The sequence below is a fragment of the Mesorhizobium sp. B2-3-12 genome (genome assembly GCF_006442205.1).
Taxonomy (GTDB): domain Bacteria; phylum Pseudomonadota; class Alphaproteobacteria; order Rhizobiales; family Rhizobiaceae; genus Mesorhizobium.
Genome location: NZ_VFVR01000005.1, coordinates 232,769 through 247,470, shown reverse-complemented (window position 1 = coordinate 247,470; position 14,702 = coordinate 232,769). Strand labels below are relative to the sequence as shown.

At 64.1% G+C, this 14,702-nt stretch carries 13 protein-coding genes; 8 read left to right on the top strand and 5 right to left on the bottom strand.

Translation table 11 applies throughout. The features are described 5' to 3' along the window. Positions 1–2: 2 nt before the first annotated feature. The 7 genes from FJ948_RS16995 to FJ948_RS16965 all read left to right on the top strand — a co-directional run bounded on the left by FJ948_RS16995 (position 3) and on the right by FJ948_RS16965 (position 7,261). A complete protein-coding gene (locus tag FJ948_RS16995; RefSeq protein WP_246677538.1) occupies positions 3–1,289 on the top strand; it encodes a lytic murein transglycosylase in 1,287 nt (428 codons plus the stop codon). A gap of 386 nt (positions 1,290–1,675) precedes the next feature. Next, positions 1,676–3,319, top strand: coding sequence for an ABC transporter substrate-binding protein (locus tag FJ948_RS16990; protein WP_140706311.1), 1,644 nt, complete (start codon positions 1,676–1,678; stop codon positions 3,317–3,319). A gap of 18 nt (positions 3,320–3,337) precedes the next feature. Continuing rightward, complete coding sequence (locus tag FJ948_RS16985) at positions 3,338–4,399, top strand: ABC transporter permease (protein WP_140706309.1); 1,062 nt, start codon at positions 3,338–3,340, stop codon at positions 4,397–4,399. Then, complete coding sequence (gene nikC, locus FJ948_RS16980) at positions 4,396–5,316, top strand: nickel transporter permease (protein ID WP_140706308.1); 921 nt, start codon at positions 4,396–4,398, stop codon at positions 5,314–5,316. Before FJ948_RS16985 ends, nikC begins: the two co-directional genes overlap by 4 nt. Next, a complete protein-coding gene (locus FJ948_RS16975) occupies positions 5,313–6,158 on the top strand; it encodes an ABC transporter ATP-binding protein (protein ID WP_140706306.1) in 846 nt (281 codons plus the stop codon). The genes nikC and FJ948_RS16975 overlap by 4 nt, the downstream gene beginning before the upstream one ends. Next, positions 6,155–6,904 (top strand): ABC transporter ATP-binding protein, encoded by a 750-nt coding sequence (locus FJ948_RS16970; RefSeq protein WP_140706304.1) that lies wholly within the window; start codon positions 6,155–6,157, stop codon positions 6,902–6,904. Before FJ948_RS16975 ends, FJ948_RS16970 begins: the two co-directional genes overlap by 4 nt. 42 nt (positions 6,905–6,946) lie before the next feature. Then, entirely contained in the window at positions 6,947–7,261 is a 315-nt protein-coding gene (locus FJ948_RS16965) for a hypothetical protein (RefSeq protein WP_140706302.1), read from the top strand. Between the two features lie 11 nt (positions 7,262–7,272). Here the strand turns inward: FJ948_RS16965 and FJ948_RS16960 are convergent, their stop codons facing one another. From FJ948_RS16960 to FJ948_RS16950, 3 genes are read right to left on the bottom strand one after another with little or no spacing between them, the layout of a single operon-like run. Continuing rightward, entirely contained in the window at positions 7,273–10,371 is a 3,099-nt protein-coding gene (locus FJ948_RS16960; RefSeq protein WP_140706300.1) for an efflux RND transporter permease subunit, read from the bottom strand. After that, positions 10,368–11,447, bottom strand: a complete 1,080-nt coding sequence (locus tag FJ948_RS16955; RefSeq protein WP_140706298.1) for an efflux RND transporter periplasmic adaptor subunit — start codon at positions 11,445–11,447, stop codon at positions 10,368–10,370. The genes FJ948_RS16960 and FJ948_RS16955 overlap by 4 nt, the downstream gene beginning before the upstream one ends. Next, positions 11,444–12,583: an efflux RND transporter periplasmic adaptor subunit gene (locus tag FJ948_RS16950; RefSeq protein ID WP_140706296.1), complete on the bottom strand. Its 1,140-nt coding sequence runs from the start codon at positions 12,581–12,583 to the stop codon at positions 11,444–11,446. The genes FJ948_RS16955 and FJ948_RS16950 overlap by 4 nt, the downstream gene beginning before the upstream one ends. 242 nt (positions 12,584–12,825) lie before the next feature. Here FJ948_RS16950 and FJ948_RS16945 point away from each other — a divergent pair, with 242 nt between their 5' ends. Further along, positions 12,826–14,103 (top strand): 4-aminobutyrate--2-oxoglutarate transaminase, encoded by a 1,278-nt coding sequence (locus FJ948_RS16945; RefSeq protein ID WP_140706599.1) that lies wholly within the window; start codon positions 12,826–12,828, stop codon positions 14,101–14,103. Between the two features lie 23 nt (positions 14,104–14,126). Here FJ948_RS16945 and FJ948_RS16940 read toward each other — a convergent pair whose 3' ends face one another. Both FJ948_RS16940 and FJ948_RS16935 read right to left on the bottom strand, forming a co-directional pair. Continuing rightward, complete coding sequence (locus tag FJ948_RS16940; protein WP_140706294.1) at positions 14,127–14,438, bottom strand: type II toxin-antitoxin system RelE/ParE family toxin; 312 nt, start codon at positions 14,436–14,438, stop codon at positions 14,127–14,129. After that, positions 14,438–14,695 (bottom strand): type II toxin-antitoxin system ParD family antitoxin, encoded by a 258-nt coding sequence (locus FJ948_RS16935; protein ID WP_140706292.1) that lies wholly within the window; start codon positions 14,693–14,695, stop codon positions 14,438–14,440. Before FJ948_RS16935 ends, FJ948_RS16940 begins: the two co-directional genes overlap by 1 nt. Positions 14,696–14,702: the final 7 nt, after the last annotated feature.

The window sequence follows — 14,702 nt, the reverse complement described above, 5'->3', positions numbered from 1 at the left end:
GAATGATTTTTGTCACGCATCCTTCGAAGCGGGTGGGGCAGGCCACGCGCGGCTTTCACAAGTTCAGCCTTGCATTCTTCCTTGCCGCGCTCTTTGCCCCGATCGCCTTGCCCGCCTCCGCCGCCAAGATCGACGACCAATTCCGCGCCTGGCTGCAAACCGACATTTGGCCCGAAGCCAAGGCGAAGGGCATCTCCAAGGCGACCTTCGACGCCGCGTTCAACGGCGTGAAGCCGAACCTCAAACTCCCCGACCTTGTCATGCCCGGCGAGAAGCCGAAGACACCGCGGAAGCAGCACCAGGCCGAGTTCGGTTCTCCCGGTGCCTATTTTGCCGAGAAGACGGTTCGCGCGGTGACATCGGGCGGACGCACCCGCGAAGCCGCCAATGCCCGCACGCTTGCCGCGATCGAAAAGCGCTATGGCGTGCCGGGCGAGATCCTGCTGGCGATCTGGGGCCGCGAGACCGGCTTCGGCGCGGCGAAGATGCCCTACGATGCCTTCGAAGTGCTGGGCACCAAGGCGTTCATGTCGACGAAAAAGGATTTCTTCCGCACCGAACTCCTGGCGGCGCTGGAAATCGTGCAGCGCGGGCTGGCCCCGGTCGGTGCGATGAAGTCGTCCTGGGCCGGTGCGCTCGGCCAGCCGCAATTCATGCCGACCTCCTTCCTCAAGAATGCCGTCGATTTCGACGGCGACGGCCGCGCCGACATCTGGACCTCGACGCCTGACGTGCTCGCCTCGATCGCCAACTACCTCGTCCACTATGGTTGGGTCAGGGGACGCGGCTGGGGTTTCGAGGTAACTGTGCCCGAGAGTGTGACCTGTTCGCTGGAGGGTCCGGACCAGGGCAAAAAGATTTCGCAATGGGCCGCCATGGGCATCGAACGCGTCGGCGGCAAGCCGTTTCCGGCCAGCGAGCTGAAGGCGGAAGGGTTCCTGCTGATGCCTGCCGGGCGCAGTGGGCCGGCTTTCATCGCCACCCCCAATTTCTACGTGCTGAAGGAATACAACACCAGCGACCTCTATGCGCTGTTTATCGGCCATGGTGCCGACCGCATCGCCCATGGCGATCAGACTTTTTCCGGCGGTTGGGGGCCTGTCGGGGATCTCCACCGCTCCGACATCGCCGCCCTGCAGCGGGCCCTGGAGGCCAAGGGCTACGATGTCGGCAGCGCCGACGGCCTGCCCGGCTTCAAGACCCGCCGCTCGATCGGCAAATGGCAGGAAAAGAATGGTCAGGCCGCAACCTGCTTCCCCGACGCCGGCCTCGTTGCGGCGCTGAAATAACTCCGAAATTTAGAGCAATTCCAGGAGAAGTGTGTAACGGTTTTCCCGGGAGAAGCGCGTAGCGCTTCCCCTTGGGAATTGCGTGGGAACAAAGAGTTAGAGCGGGTCGGCGATTCCATCAAACGCTGAACCGCTCTAGCAGATTTTTCCCGATCGATGCCCTCGATTGGCTGGCATATGCGTCGACACGCCGCCCGCCATTCTGGTCCAATGCACCGTCGCCTAAATGCTCGTTGCCCACCAACAGGCCACCGGATATGCTGTTGACCAATTGGACAAAAACCACGACGGTAAGAGGTCGAGGGCTGCCATAGGCTCCGAAAAGAACACCGCAATCCTGAGCCGGGAACTCAGGTCAACAAACAACAAAACAGGGAACAATCATCATGATGATGGAAAAGCTCGCTCTACGATCCCGCATCTTGCTTGCTGGCGCCGCCATGTCGGCGCTGCTTCTGGCCGGCGCCCCGGCTGGCGCGGTCACCCCCGCCGACACGCTGGTCGAAGGTTTTGCCATCGACGACATCATCTCGATGGATCCGGGCGAGGCGTTCGAGCTGTCGACCGCCGAGGTCACCGGCAATACCTACGACCTTCTTGTCCGCCTCGACCTCAGCGACACCTCCAAGGTCAAGGGCGATCTCGCCGACAGCTGGACTGTCTCGGACGACGGCCTGACCTATACGTTCAAGCTCAAGCCGGGCCTGAAATTCGCTTCCGGCAATCCGATCACGGCGGCGGACGTCGCCTGGTCCTTCGAGCGCGCGGTCAAGCTGGACAAGAGCCCGGCCTTCATCATCAGCCAGTTCGGCATCAGCGGCGACAACGTCACCGAGAAGGCCAAGGCGGTTGACGACACCACCTTCCAGTTCATCGTCGACAAGGCCTATGCGCCGAGCTTCGTGCTGAACTGCCTGTCGGCGACTGTCGCCTCGGTGGTCGACGCCAAGCTGGTCAAGGAACATGTCGCGGCGGTCACGCCGAGCGCCGACTACAAATGGGACAACGACTTCGGCAACGCCTGGCTGAAAACGGGCTATGCCGGCTCGGGCGCCTACAAGCTGCGCGAATGGCGGGCCAACGAAGCCGTCGTCATGGAGCGCAACGACAATTATTACGGCGAGAAGGCCAAGCTCGCCCGCGTCATCTACCGCAACATGAAGGAAAGCTCGGCGCAGCGCCTGGCACTCGAAGCCGGCGACATCGACGTTGCCCGCAACCTCGAACCGAACGACCTCGACGCCATCGCCAAGAACGCCGACCTCACCACCACCAGCGCGCCGAAAGGCACCGTCTACTATATCAGCCTCAACCAGAAGAACCCGAACCTCGCCAAACCCGAGGTCCGTCAGGCCTTCAAATACCTGGTCGACTACGATGCCTTGAGCACGACCATCCTCAAGGGCATCGGCGAAATCCACCAGACCTTCCTGCCCAAGGGCGTGCTGGGTGAACTGGACGAAAACCCGTTCAAACTCGACGTCGCCAAGGCCAAGGAATTGCTGGCCAAGGCCGGCCTGCCCGACGGCTTCAGCGTCACCATGGACGTGCGCACCGGCCAGCCGACCACCGGCATGGCGGAATCGATCCAGCAGACGCTCGGCCAGGCCGGCATCAAGCTGGAAATCATACCCGGTGACGGCAAGCAGACGCTGACCAAATACCGCGCCCGCAACCACGACATCTATATCGGCCAGTGGGGCCAGGATTATTTCGATCCGAACTCCAATGCCCAGACCTTTGCCTCCAACCCGGACAATTCGGATGCGGGCAAGACCAAGACCTTGGCATGGCGCAATGCCTGGGACATTCCGGACCTGACCAAGCAGACGGAAGCGGCGCTGCTGGAGAAGGATTCGGGCAAGCGCGCGGATATGTACAAGGATCTCGAGAAGAAGATTCTCGACACCAGCCCCTTCGTCGTCATCCACCAGCAGTTGGAAGTTGCCGGCCTGCGCAAGAACCTCAAGGGCTTCGCGCTTGGTCCGAGCTTCGACACCAACTTCGTCGGGCCGGTCTCGAAAGAGTAGCGTCCGCGGACGCGCCGCATGAGCGCTGTTGAAAACGAGGGCGGGCGCGGCAGCGCCCGCGCCGTCGCCATTGCGTCGGCGATTGGCCGCTTCCTGGTCATCGCCGTGACGACCTATCTCGGTCTTCTCGCCGTCACCTTTTTCATTGGGCGCGTCATCCCGATCGACCCGGTGCTGGCGGTGCTGGGCGACCGGGCGCCGGCCAATGTCGTCGAGCGCACGCGCCGCGAGATGGGTCTCGACCTGCCGTTGATCGAGCAGTTCTATATCTATGTGAAACATGCGCTGAGCGGCGATTTCGGCACTTCGGTGCTGACCACCAATCCGGTCATGACCGATATCAGGCGCGCCCTTCCGGCAACCACGGAACTGGCGACATTGGGGACGCTGATCGGCGCGCTGTTTGGCGTACCGCTCGGCGTTCTGGCCGCCGTCCGGCGCGGCAGCCTGATTGACCAGATCGTGCGCATCATCGGCCTGATCGGCTATTCCGTGCCGATCTTCTGGCTGGGTCTGCTGGCCCTGGTGCTGTTCTACGCCAAACTGCAATGGGTGGCTTTCCCGGCACGGCTCGACGTCGTCTACGAATACACCTTCACGCCGATCACCGGTTTTTATCTGCTGGACTCCGCGATGCAGGGGCAGTGGGACGTCTTTTACGACGCCTTCCGGCACATCATCCTGCCGGCCTCGCTACTCGGCTATTTCTCGCTCGCCTATATCAGCCGCATGACGCGCTCGTTCATGCTCAACGAATTGGCGCAGGAATACATCGTCGCCGCGCGCGCCAAAGGCCTGTCGGAAACCCGCATCATCTGGGGCCACGCGCTGCGCAATGCCGCCGTGCCGATGGTGACGGTGATCGCGCTCTCCTATGCCGGCTTGCTCGAAGGCTCGGTGCTGACCGAGACCGTGTTTTCGTGGCCGGGCATCGGCCTCTACATCACCAACTCGCTGCAGAATGCCGACATGAACGCGGTTCTCGGCGGCACCATCGTCATCGGCTCGGTGTTCATCGCCATCAACCTTCTGTCCGACCTGCTCTACCGTGTGCTCGATCCGAGGACGAAGACAGGATGAGCGCCGACGCCGTCCAGAGCCGTCGTGACTGGCTCCTCAGCGAGCGGCCGGCCTCGCGCATGCAGGCGAGGCTCGGTCGCGCTTATGTCGCGTGGCGGCGTTTTTCCGCCAATCGTCTGGCCTTTGTCGGCCTGCTGATCATCATCGCGCTGCTGCTCGTCGCCGCCCTTGCCCATGTGCTGGCGCCGTATTCGCCGACCTTTGGCGACCTGAAGAATGCGCGGCTGCTGGCGCCGAGCGCGCAGCACTGGTTCGGCACCGACGATCTCGGCCGGGACATCTATTCGCGCATCCTCTACGGCTCGCGCTGGACGCTTTATGTGGTTATCCTGGTCGCTGTCATCGCCGCCCCCATCGGCCTGCTGGTCGGCACTGTCGCCGGTTATGCCGGCGGCTGGACCGATGCCATCCTGATGCGCATCACGGACATCTTCCTTGCCTTCCCAAAGCTGGTGCTGGCGCTGGCCTTCGTCGCCGCCCTTGGCCCCGGCATCGAGAACGCGGTGCTCGCCATCGCCATCACCTCCTGGCCACCCTATGCGCGCATCGCTCGCGCCGAGACGCTCACGGTGCGCAACTCCGACTACATCAAGGCCGTACAGCTGATGGGCGCCTCGCCCTTCCGCATCGTGCTGCGCCACATCATGCCGCTCTGCATCTCCTCGCTGATCATCCGCGTGACGCTCGACATGGCCGGCATCATCCTCACCGCCGCCGGTCTCGGGTTCCTCGGCCTCGGCGCGCAGCCGCCGCTGCCCGAATGGGGCACCATGATCGCGTCGGGCCGCCGCTTCATCCTCGACCAGTGGTGGGTGGCCGGTGCGCCTGGCTTTGCCATCCTCATCGTCAGCCTCGGCTTCAACCTGCTCGGCGACGGCCTGCGCGACGCGCTCGATCCCCGGAGCGGCGACCAATGAGCGGCCAGGCGGGGACACTGCTTGAGGTGGACGATCTGCGCGTCACCTTCCCGACCCGCACCGGCATGATCGAGGCGGTGCGCGGCGTCTCCTTTTCGCTCGGCCGCGAGCGGCTGGGGATCGTCGGCGAGTCCGGCTCGGGCAAGTCGCAGACCGGCCGCGCCATCATGGGCCTGACGCCGCCGCAGGCCAGGATATCGGCACAAAAATTGGCCTTCGACGGCATCGACCTGCTCGGCATTTCGCCGCGTCAACGTCGGGCGTTGCGGGGCAACCGCATCGCCATGATCCTGCAGGATCCGAAATACTCGCTCGACCCGGTGATGAGCATCGGCCGTCAGATCGTCGAGACGCTGCGCACGCACGAAAAGGTCGGCAAGGCCGAGGCGCGAGAACGCGCGCTGGCCATGCTGGAGGCGGTGCAGATCCGCGATCCCGAACGCGTCTTCGACCTGCATCCGCACGAAGTGTCCGGCGGCATGGGCCAGCGCGCCATGATCGCCATGATGCTGATCGCCGGGCCGGAAATGATGATCGCCGACGAGCCGACCTCGGCGCTCGACGTCACCGTACAGCTCGACGTGCTCGGCATCCTCGACCGGCTGGTCAGTGAGCGCGGCATGGGACTGATCTTCATCTCGCACGACCTGCGCCTGGTTTCCTCCTTCTGCGACCGCGTCATCGTCATGTATGCCGGCAAGGTGGTCGAGCAGCTCAAGGCCTCGGAATTGGGTCAGGCCCAGCATCCCTACACGCGCGGCCTGCTCAACTGCATGCCCAAGATCGGCGCCGACCGTCACCCGCTGCCGGTGCTCGACCGCAAGCCGGAGTGGGCGGCATGACATCAGCGATCACCGTCGACAGGCTGGAGGTCATCTTCGACCGTTTTCGCGCGCTGAAGGGCGTCAGCCTCGATGTGCAGCCGGGCGAATCCTTTGGCCTGGTCGGTGAATCCGGTTCCGGCAAATCGACATTGCTGCGGGCCATCGCCGGCCTCGCGCCGGTCGCCTCCGGCAGCATCGCCGTCAACGGCAAGACGCTCGGCGCGCGCCGCGACAAGGCCTTTTACCGCGAAGTGCAGATGGTCTTCCAGGATCCTTACGGCTCGCTGCATCCGCGCCAGACCGTCGACCGCCTGCTGCAGGAGCCGCTTGCTATTCACGGTTTTGCCGATGGCGAGAGGCGGATCGAACGCGCGCTCGACGAGGTCGGCCTCGGCAACGGTTTTCGCTTCCGTTACGCGCACCAATTGTCGGGCGGTCAGCGCCAGCGCGTGGCGATCGCGCGCGCGCTGATCCTCGAACCCTCGATCCTGCTGCTCGACGAGCCGACCTCGGCGCTCGATGCCTCGGTGCAGGCGGAAGTGCTCAACCTGCTGGAAGAGATTCGCCGACGGCGCAAGCTGACCTTCCTGATGGTCAGCCACGACCTCGCCATCATCACCCATATGTGCGAGCGGCTGATGGTGATGCAAGGCGGCGAGGCAGTTGAAAATCTGGTGGCCAACGATCTGGTCGAGCGCCGTGTGACAAAGGATTATACGCGCAACCTGCTGCGGGCCAGCGATGGGTTTGTCAGAACCGCTTGAATTTTCCTGTACGCGAAACCAGCCGTTTATTGAGGAGCTCCCGTGGAGAAATGGACGTTTCCGGACCCTCCCAACGTCGCGGTGTTTCTAGATAGGGGCATAGTTACCCGCGGCGACTGGATCGCATATGTCTCGCATGACGATGATGATGGCGCTTGGCAATTCCACACCAGCGAAACTGGGCCTGTTGACGAAGGCGACGCAATGATCGTCAGCTTGCAAAGCGTTTTGCGGCGGGATGAAAGTCTTCTGGCCTTGGCGGATTTGCCGGAAGGCTGGCACGCCTGGCGCACCTCGAAATCATCGCCATGGCAGCGCGCCAAGTCGCGCCCGGCATCCTCCAACGACAATGAATGATCCGGCACGCCTCAGGTCTGAACTTGCACCGGTTCGCCGGTCTCCAGGACGGGTGGCTCGGCTTGGTCCTTCGGCTCCTTGATGCGGAACCAAGTCACATATAGCGCCGGCAGGAACAGCAGCGTGATCGCCGTGCCGGCGATGATGCCGCCCATCATGGCGTAGGCCATCGGCCCCCAGAACACTTCGCGCGCGATAGGGATCAGCGCGAGACTCGCGGCGGCCGCCGTCAGCGCGATCGGCCGCATGCGATGTTCGGTCGCTTCGATGACGGCAGCCCAGCGATCCCTGCCTTCGGCGGCAAGATCCTCGATCTGCACGATCAGGATGACCGAGTTGCGGATCAATATGCCGATCAGCGCCAGCACGCCGAGAATGGCGACGAAGCCGAGCGGCGCGCCGCTTGGCACCAGCGCCGCCACCACGCCGATCAGCCCGAGCGGCGCCACCGCCACCACGAGGAACAGGCGCTGGAAACTCTGCAACTGCACCATCAGGATGGTGGCCATGACGAACAGCATCAGCGGCACCACGGCGGCGATCGGCCCCTGGCTCTTGGCGCTTTCCTCGACCGAGCCGGCGGTCTCGACCGAATAGCCGGGCGGCAGCTTGGCGACGAAGGTGTCGACCGATGGTTTCAGCTCGTTGACGACGGTCGCCGGCAGCACGTCGCCAACCAGGCCGGCGCGCACGGTGATGGTCGGGATGCGGTCGCGCCGCCACACCGTCGGCTGTTCCAGATCGTAGCGGAAGTTGGCGACCGCCGCGAGCGGGATCGCCTCGCCGGTGCTGGTCGGCAGCTGCATGTTCTGCAATGTCTCGATCGAGCCGCGTTCGGCCTCGCGCGAGCGGGCCACCACATTGATCAGGTATGTCGCGTCGCGCACCTGTGTGATGGTCGCGCCGCCGACCGTGCTGTTCAGCGCGCTGGCGATGTCGGAGGAGGTGATGCCGAGCTGCCGCGCCTTGTCCTGCAGCACGTCGACCCTCAGCACGCGCTGCGGTTCGTTCCAGTCGAAGGTGGGGGCGGCAAGCTTGGGATTGGACGAGATGAGGCCAGCGAATTGCTGCGCCAGTTCCCGCACGGTCTGGATATCGGGGCCGCTGACGCGGTATTGCACCGGACGCCCGACCGGTGGCCCAAGCTCGAGCGGCTTGACGAAGGCGTCGGTGCCGACGAACTCCGCGCGCAGCAGCTTCTCCAGCGCCGGTTTCACCCGGTTGCGCGCCTCGATGCTCTTGGTGACGATCACCGTCTGGCCGAAATAGGGATTGGCCGGCTGCACGTCATAGGCCAGCACGAAGCGCACCGCGCCCTGGCCGATATAGGAGGAAAAGTGGTCGATGTCGGGATTGCCGACCAGCGCGCGTTGTTCGAAGCGCTCCATCTGGTCGCGCGTCTCGGTGATCGACGAGTTCTGCGGCAGGTTCCAGTCGATGATCAGCTCCGGCCGGTCGGAAGGCGGGAAGAATTGCTGCTGCACCAGGCCGAAGCCGGCGATCGAGCCAGCGAACAGGAGCACGGTCACGATGATCGTCAGCCAGTGATGGCGCACCGAGCCGACAAGCACGCGCCGAAACAGCGACGTGAAGCGGCCCGGCTGGTCGTGATGCTTGGTCTTCATCGTCGCCGGCAGGATGGTCACGCCAAGCAGCGGCGCGAACAGCACCGCCACGATCCATGACACCAGCAGCGACACCGCGATGACGACGAACAGGGTGAATGTGTATTCGCCGGCAGCGCTCGAGTTTAGCCCGATCGGGATGAAGCCCGCGACCGTCACCAGCGTTCCGGTCAGCATCGGAAAGGCGGTCGAGGTGTAGACATAGGTCGCCGCCTTGCGCAGGCTGTCGCCAACCTCCAGACGCGCCACCATCATCTCGACGGCGATCATCGCGTCATCGACCAACAGCCCGAGCGCGATGATCAGCGCGCCGAGCGAGATGCGCTGCAGCGATATGCCGAGATATTCCATGACCGTGAAGGTGATGGCCAGCACCAGCGGGATCGACAGGGCGACGACGAAGCCGGCGCGCATGCCGAGGCTGATGAAGGAGACGGCAAGCACGATCGTAACCGCCTCGAACAGCGCGCGCGTAAAGCCTGAGACGGCCTCCTCGACGATGACAGGCTGGTCGGCGACCAGATGCACGCCGACGCCGACCGGCAGATCGGCCAGCACCTTGTTCATCTCCTCATGCAGCGCTTCGCCGAATTTGAGCAGATTGGCGTTGGGCTTCATGCCGATGGCAAGCCCGATCGCGTCTTGGCCGTTGAAGCGGAACAGCGCCGTCGGCGGGTCGGCATAACCGCGCGTGATCGTCGCCACGTCGCTCAAGCGGAAGAACCGATCGTTGACGCGCAGATTGATGGCCCGCAGGCTCTCCTCGGAGGTGAACTGGCCGCCGACGCGCACGCTGATGCGCTCCGGCCCCGACTGGATGACGCCGGACGGCGTGATCGCGTTTTGCGCCTGCAGGCTGGCCACGATCGCCTGCTGGTTCAGGCCAAGCGCCGCGATCTGGCGGGTCGAGAATTCGAGATAGATCGCCTCGTCCTGCGCGCCGACCAGATCGACCTTGCCGGCATTGGGCACGGTCAGGATCTTGGTTCTGACATCCTCGACATAGTCGCGCAATTGGCGTGGCGTCAGCCCATCCGATGTGAAGGCATAGATGTTGCCGTAGACATCGCCGAAGCGGTCGTTGAAGAACGGTCCCTGCACGCCTTGCGGAAACTGCGCCTTGATGTCGTTGACCATGTTGCGCACCTGAAGCCAGTTCGGCACGACATCGCGCGCCTTGGTGGTGTCCTTCAGGTTGACGAAAATGACCGTCTGGCCGGCGGTTGTAACCGACTTGGTGTAGTCGAGGCTGTCGAGTTCCTCGAGCTTCTTCTCGATGCGGTCGGTGACCTGCTGCACCGTCTCCTTGACCGAGGCGCCCGGCCAGTTGGCCTGGATGATCATCGTCTTGATGGTGAAGTTGGGGTCTTCCTCGCGGCCGAGATTGAGATAGGAGAAGATGCCAGCCACCACGAAGACCAGCATGAAATACCAGACCAGCGAACGGTGGTTGAGCGCCCAGTCCGAGAGGTTGAAGCCCTTCATGAGGCCCCTCCTTCGGGCACTTTGACCTTCTGGCCTTCGACGAGGCTGTGGACGCCGGCGGTGACGACGCGCGTGCCGGCCTCGAGCCCTTCAGCCACGGTGAAGGTGCCGCCGTTTTTCGACGCGACCTTGATCTCTTTCGCGCTCACGCTCGATGTCCGCGGGTCGACGATCCACACCTTGTCGGCGCCGTCCTTTTCGAGCAGCGCCGACATCGGCAGTTCGATCGTCGGCGTCACCTTGGTCATCCGGGTCGCCGTCACCGTCGAGCCGAGCCTGAACGCCTGCGGCGGGTCGGTGAGCGTCAGCTTGACGCGCCGCGTGCGGGTCGAACCCTCGGACTGGGGCGCGATCTCGCGCAGCTTGGCCTCGGTCTGGATCGTCGGCAGCGACTGCAGGATGACCTGGAACGGCGTGCCGGCCGAGAGATCGCCGGTCAACTGGTCGGGAATGTCGACCACCGCCTCGCGCAAGTCCGAGCGCGCCACGGTCACGACCGTCTGCCCGGGCGAGACCGTCTGGCCGACCTCGGCGCCGACGGCGGTAACGACGCCGTCGAAATCGGAGAATAGTCTGGCATAGCCGAGCTGTTCCTGCGATTTGGCCAGCGAGGCCTTGGCCCGCTCGACACTGGCTTCGGCGGCTTTGCGTGCCTGCTGCGCGGCGTCGAAGACCGACTGCGACGTATTGGCCGAGGCCAGCAACTGGCGCTGACGCTCCTCGCTTCCGGCGGCATTGGCGAATTGCGCCTGCGCATTGGAGAGTTCCGCCTTGGCCGCCTGGACGGCCAGCTCCAGAGCGGTCGGATCGAGTGCCGCGATGGTCGTGCCCTTGCTGACGATGTCGCCGACCTTGACGTCGCGCGAGACGACGCGGCCGAGCAGGCGGAAGGCAAGATCGGCACTGACCTGCGGCTCGACCGAGCCGGCAAAGCCGAAAGTCTGCGTGGTGCGCGGCTCGATCACCACCGACAGCACCGGCCGGATGATCTCCGGCGGCTTCTCGTCCGGTTTCGAACAGGCTGCGAGCAGGCCAAGCGCGGCAAGGCCAAGCAGGATGGCTGGCAATCGCTTCATTGCGCCGCCCCCGATATCTCGATGGTCTGTCCGGGGCTGAGCAACTGTCCGCCCGATGTAACGACGCTCTGGCCCTCGTCCAATCCCTTGGCGATCGCCACCGTGCCCGAATCGAACGCCAGCACCTCGACCGGGGCCATCGTCACCGCCTTGGTCGATGGGTCGACGATCCACACCGCGGGTTTGCCGGCGCTGGAGGTCAGTGCCTGCCATGGCAACAGGATCGCCTTCGCCGGCTTGGCGCTGACCGAGCCGATGACGGCCGCTCCCAGAGGCATGCCAGCGGGCGTGTCGGGAATGGCGACCTTCACCCTGATCGAGCCCGAAGCCGGGTCGACCGCCGGCGAGATCTCGCGCACCTTGCCCGTTGCCTTGACCTGCGGGTCGGACAACAGCGTGATCGTCACCGCGGGAGAAGCCGGCGTTTTGGCAACCAGCGTCTCCTGCACATTGAACACCGCGTCGCGGTCGCCGTCCTCGGCGACGGTGAAGACGGTCTGCGCCGCCTGCACCACCTGGCCGGCTTCGACCTGGCGGGCGGTGATGACCCCCGCGGCGCCGGCCTTGAGCTCGGTGAAGGACAGGTTCTGCTGGGCATTGGCGAGCGCGCTCCGCGCGGCATCGACGCTGCCTTGCGCGACCTTCAGCGCCTGGTCGGCGGTGTCATAATCGCGCCTGGTGGTGAAGCCCTGGGCAAGCAGCGTCTTTTGTCGCTCGAAAGTGGCCGCGGCCTGGGTCAATTGCGCCTGCGCGGCATCGAGATCGGCCTGTGCGGAGCGCAAATCGGACTCCTGCTCCTGCGGATCGATGCGGGCAAGTACCGTCCCTTGATCGATATGCTGGCCGACATCGACAAGCCGCTCCGCGACGCGGCCACCGACCCGGAACGACAGATTGTTCAGCGTACGCGCCGCGATCACTCCGGTCAGCGAGGTTCTCGGCGCATAATCCGACATCGTCGCCGTCTCGGTGCGCACCATGATCGGCAGCTTTTTCTCTTCCGCCTGTTGTTGTTTCTGGCAACCGGACAGCAGCATCAGGACTGTACAGGCGACGACGGAAACGGCTGGAAAAGACAAAAGACCGACGGTTTCGACGGATGGCGGCGAGACGGACGATGTCGCGTTCCTGCTCATGGTTCCCCTCGGCCGCGTGAAGGTCGCTGAGCGCGATCCCTCGCGGATATCAGAAGGATAGTCGATCCCGAAAAAAAGGAAACCGGTCTCGTACGCGTATCGCCAGGCTGGTTAAGTCAGGCCCAATCGACCCGGTGATGGTGCCGGCTTGAGGAAAATCTGAAATAAGGCCAGAAGGGAACTCAACGGCATCAAACAGAACGGGCCCCATCTCGATGAGGGATGGCCCGGTGAGGGACATGATGAAGAACTCCGCCATTTCCGAACGCAAGAACCAGTCGATCTCGCGCGGCGTCGGCATGACCACGCAGATATATGCCGATCGGGCCGAGAATTCGGAGATCTGGGACGTCGAGGGCCGCCGCTACATCGATTTCTCCTCCGGCATCGCCGTCGTCAACACCGGCCACCGCCATCCCCGGGTGATCGAGGCAGTCAAGGCGCAGCTCGACCGTTTCACCCATACCTGCCACCAGGTCGTGCCCTATGAAAGCTATGTCAGGTTGGCCGAACGGCTGAACGCCATGCTGCCCGGCAAGTTCGAGAAGAAGACCATCTTCGTCACCACCGGCGCTGAAGCCGTCGAGAACGCCATCAAGATCGCCCGCAACGCCACCGGCCGTCCGGCTGTCATCGCCTTTGCCGGCGGCTTCCATGGCCGCACCTTCATGGGCATGGCGCTGACCGGCAAGGTCGTGCCCTACAAGGTCGGCTTCGGCGCCATGCCGGGCGACGTCTACCACGCGCCGTTCCCGGTGCCGCTGCATGGCGTGTCGGTGGCCGATTCACTGGCCGCGCTCGACCGGCTGTTCAAGGCCGATGTCGATCCGGCCCGCGTCGCCGCCATCATCGTCGAGCCGGTGCAGGGCGAGGGCGGTTTCTACGAGGCGCCGCGCGAATTCCTGACCGCGCTACGCAAGCTCTGCGACCAGCATGGCATGCTGCTGATCGCCGATGAGGTGCAGACCGGCTTTGCCCGCACCGGCAAGATGTTCGCCATGGACCACCACGAGGTGGCTGCCGACATCACCACCATGGCCAAGAGCCTGGCCGGCGGCTTCCCGTTGTCGGCGGTCACCGGCCGCGCCGAGATCATGGATGCGCCTGGCCCTGGTGGCCTCGGCGGCACCTATGGCGGCAGCCCGATCGGCGTGGCCGCGGCGCACGCCGTGCTCGACGTCATCGAGGACGAGAAGCTCTGTGATCGCGCCAACACACTGGGCGCGCGGCTGAAGCAGCGCCTGCAGTCGATCCGCGACGACGTGCCCGAGATCGTCGACATCAGGGGCCTCGGCTTCATGAACGCGGTCGAGTTCAACGACGTCAAGAAGGGGCTGCCCTCGGCCGAGATCGCCAACGCCATCCGGCTGAAGGCGCTCGACAAGGGCCTGATCCTGCTGACCTGCGGCGTCCACGGCAACGTCATCCGTTTCCTGGCCCCGATCACCATTCAGGACGAAGTGATGAACGAAGCGCTCGACATACTGGAAAGCTCGATCCGAGAGGTGTGCGCGGCCTGAGCCACGAGGACGGGCGTTCCGCGTCACATGTCTTTGGGCATCTTGCCTTCGTCGAAAATGCCCGCGATATCGCGGGCACCGTGCAAGATGCGCTCGACACGCACGTCGTTGCCTTGAGCGATGTAGAAGATCACATATTTCTGGAACGCGACGGAGCGCAGACCAGGCCAAAGCGCGGAACGAGGTGCGCCCCCACGTGGCGCATTCGCTATGCGGCCACATCGTTCCCGAAGCGCGGATATTAGACGGTAAGCGGCGGCCGGATTTTCAGCATGGATGTAATCGCCGATCTCCTCAATGTCTTGCACTGCGGCAGGGGCAAAACTGAGAGCCATTATTTGCGGGTTCCACCGCTGTATTTTTTCTCCAAGCGATCAAAGACGCTGTCGGCCGGAATGCTTGGTCCGCTTTCGACGCCTATGCGGATGTCCTCACGCAGCGCGGCAAGTTTCGCTTGGCGCTGCTCCTCGCGTTCCTCCAATAAGCGCAGGCTATCGCGCACGACTTCGCTGGCGCTGGCATAGCGGCCGCTTTCGACCAGTTCGCGCACGAATGTTTCGTAGCGGGGGCCGATGCTATAGCTCGCAGGCATGAGAGCA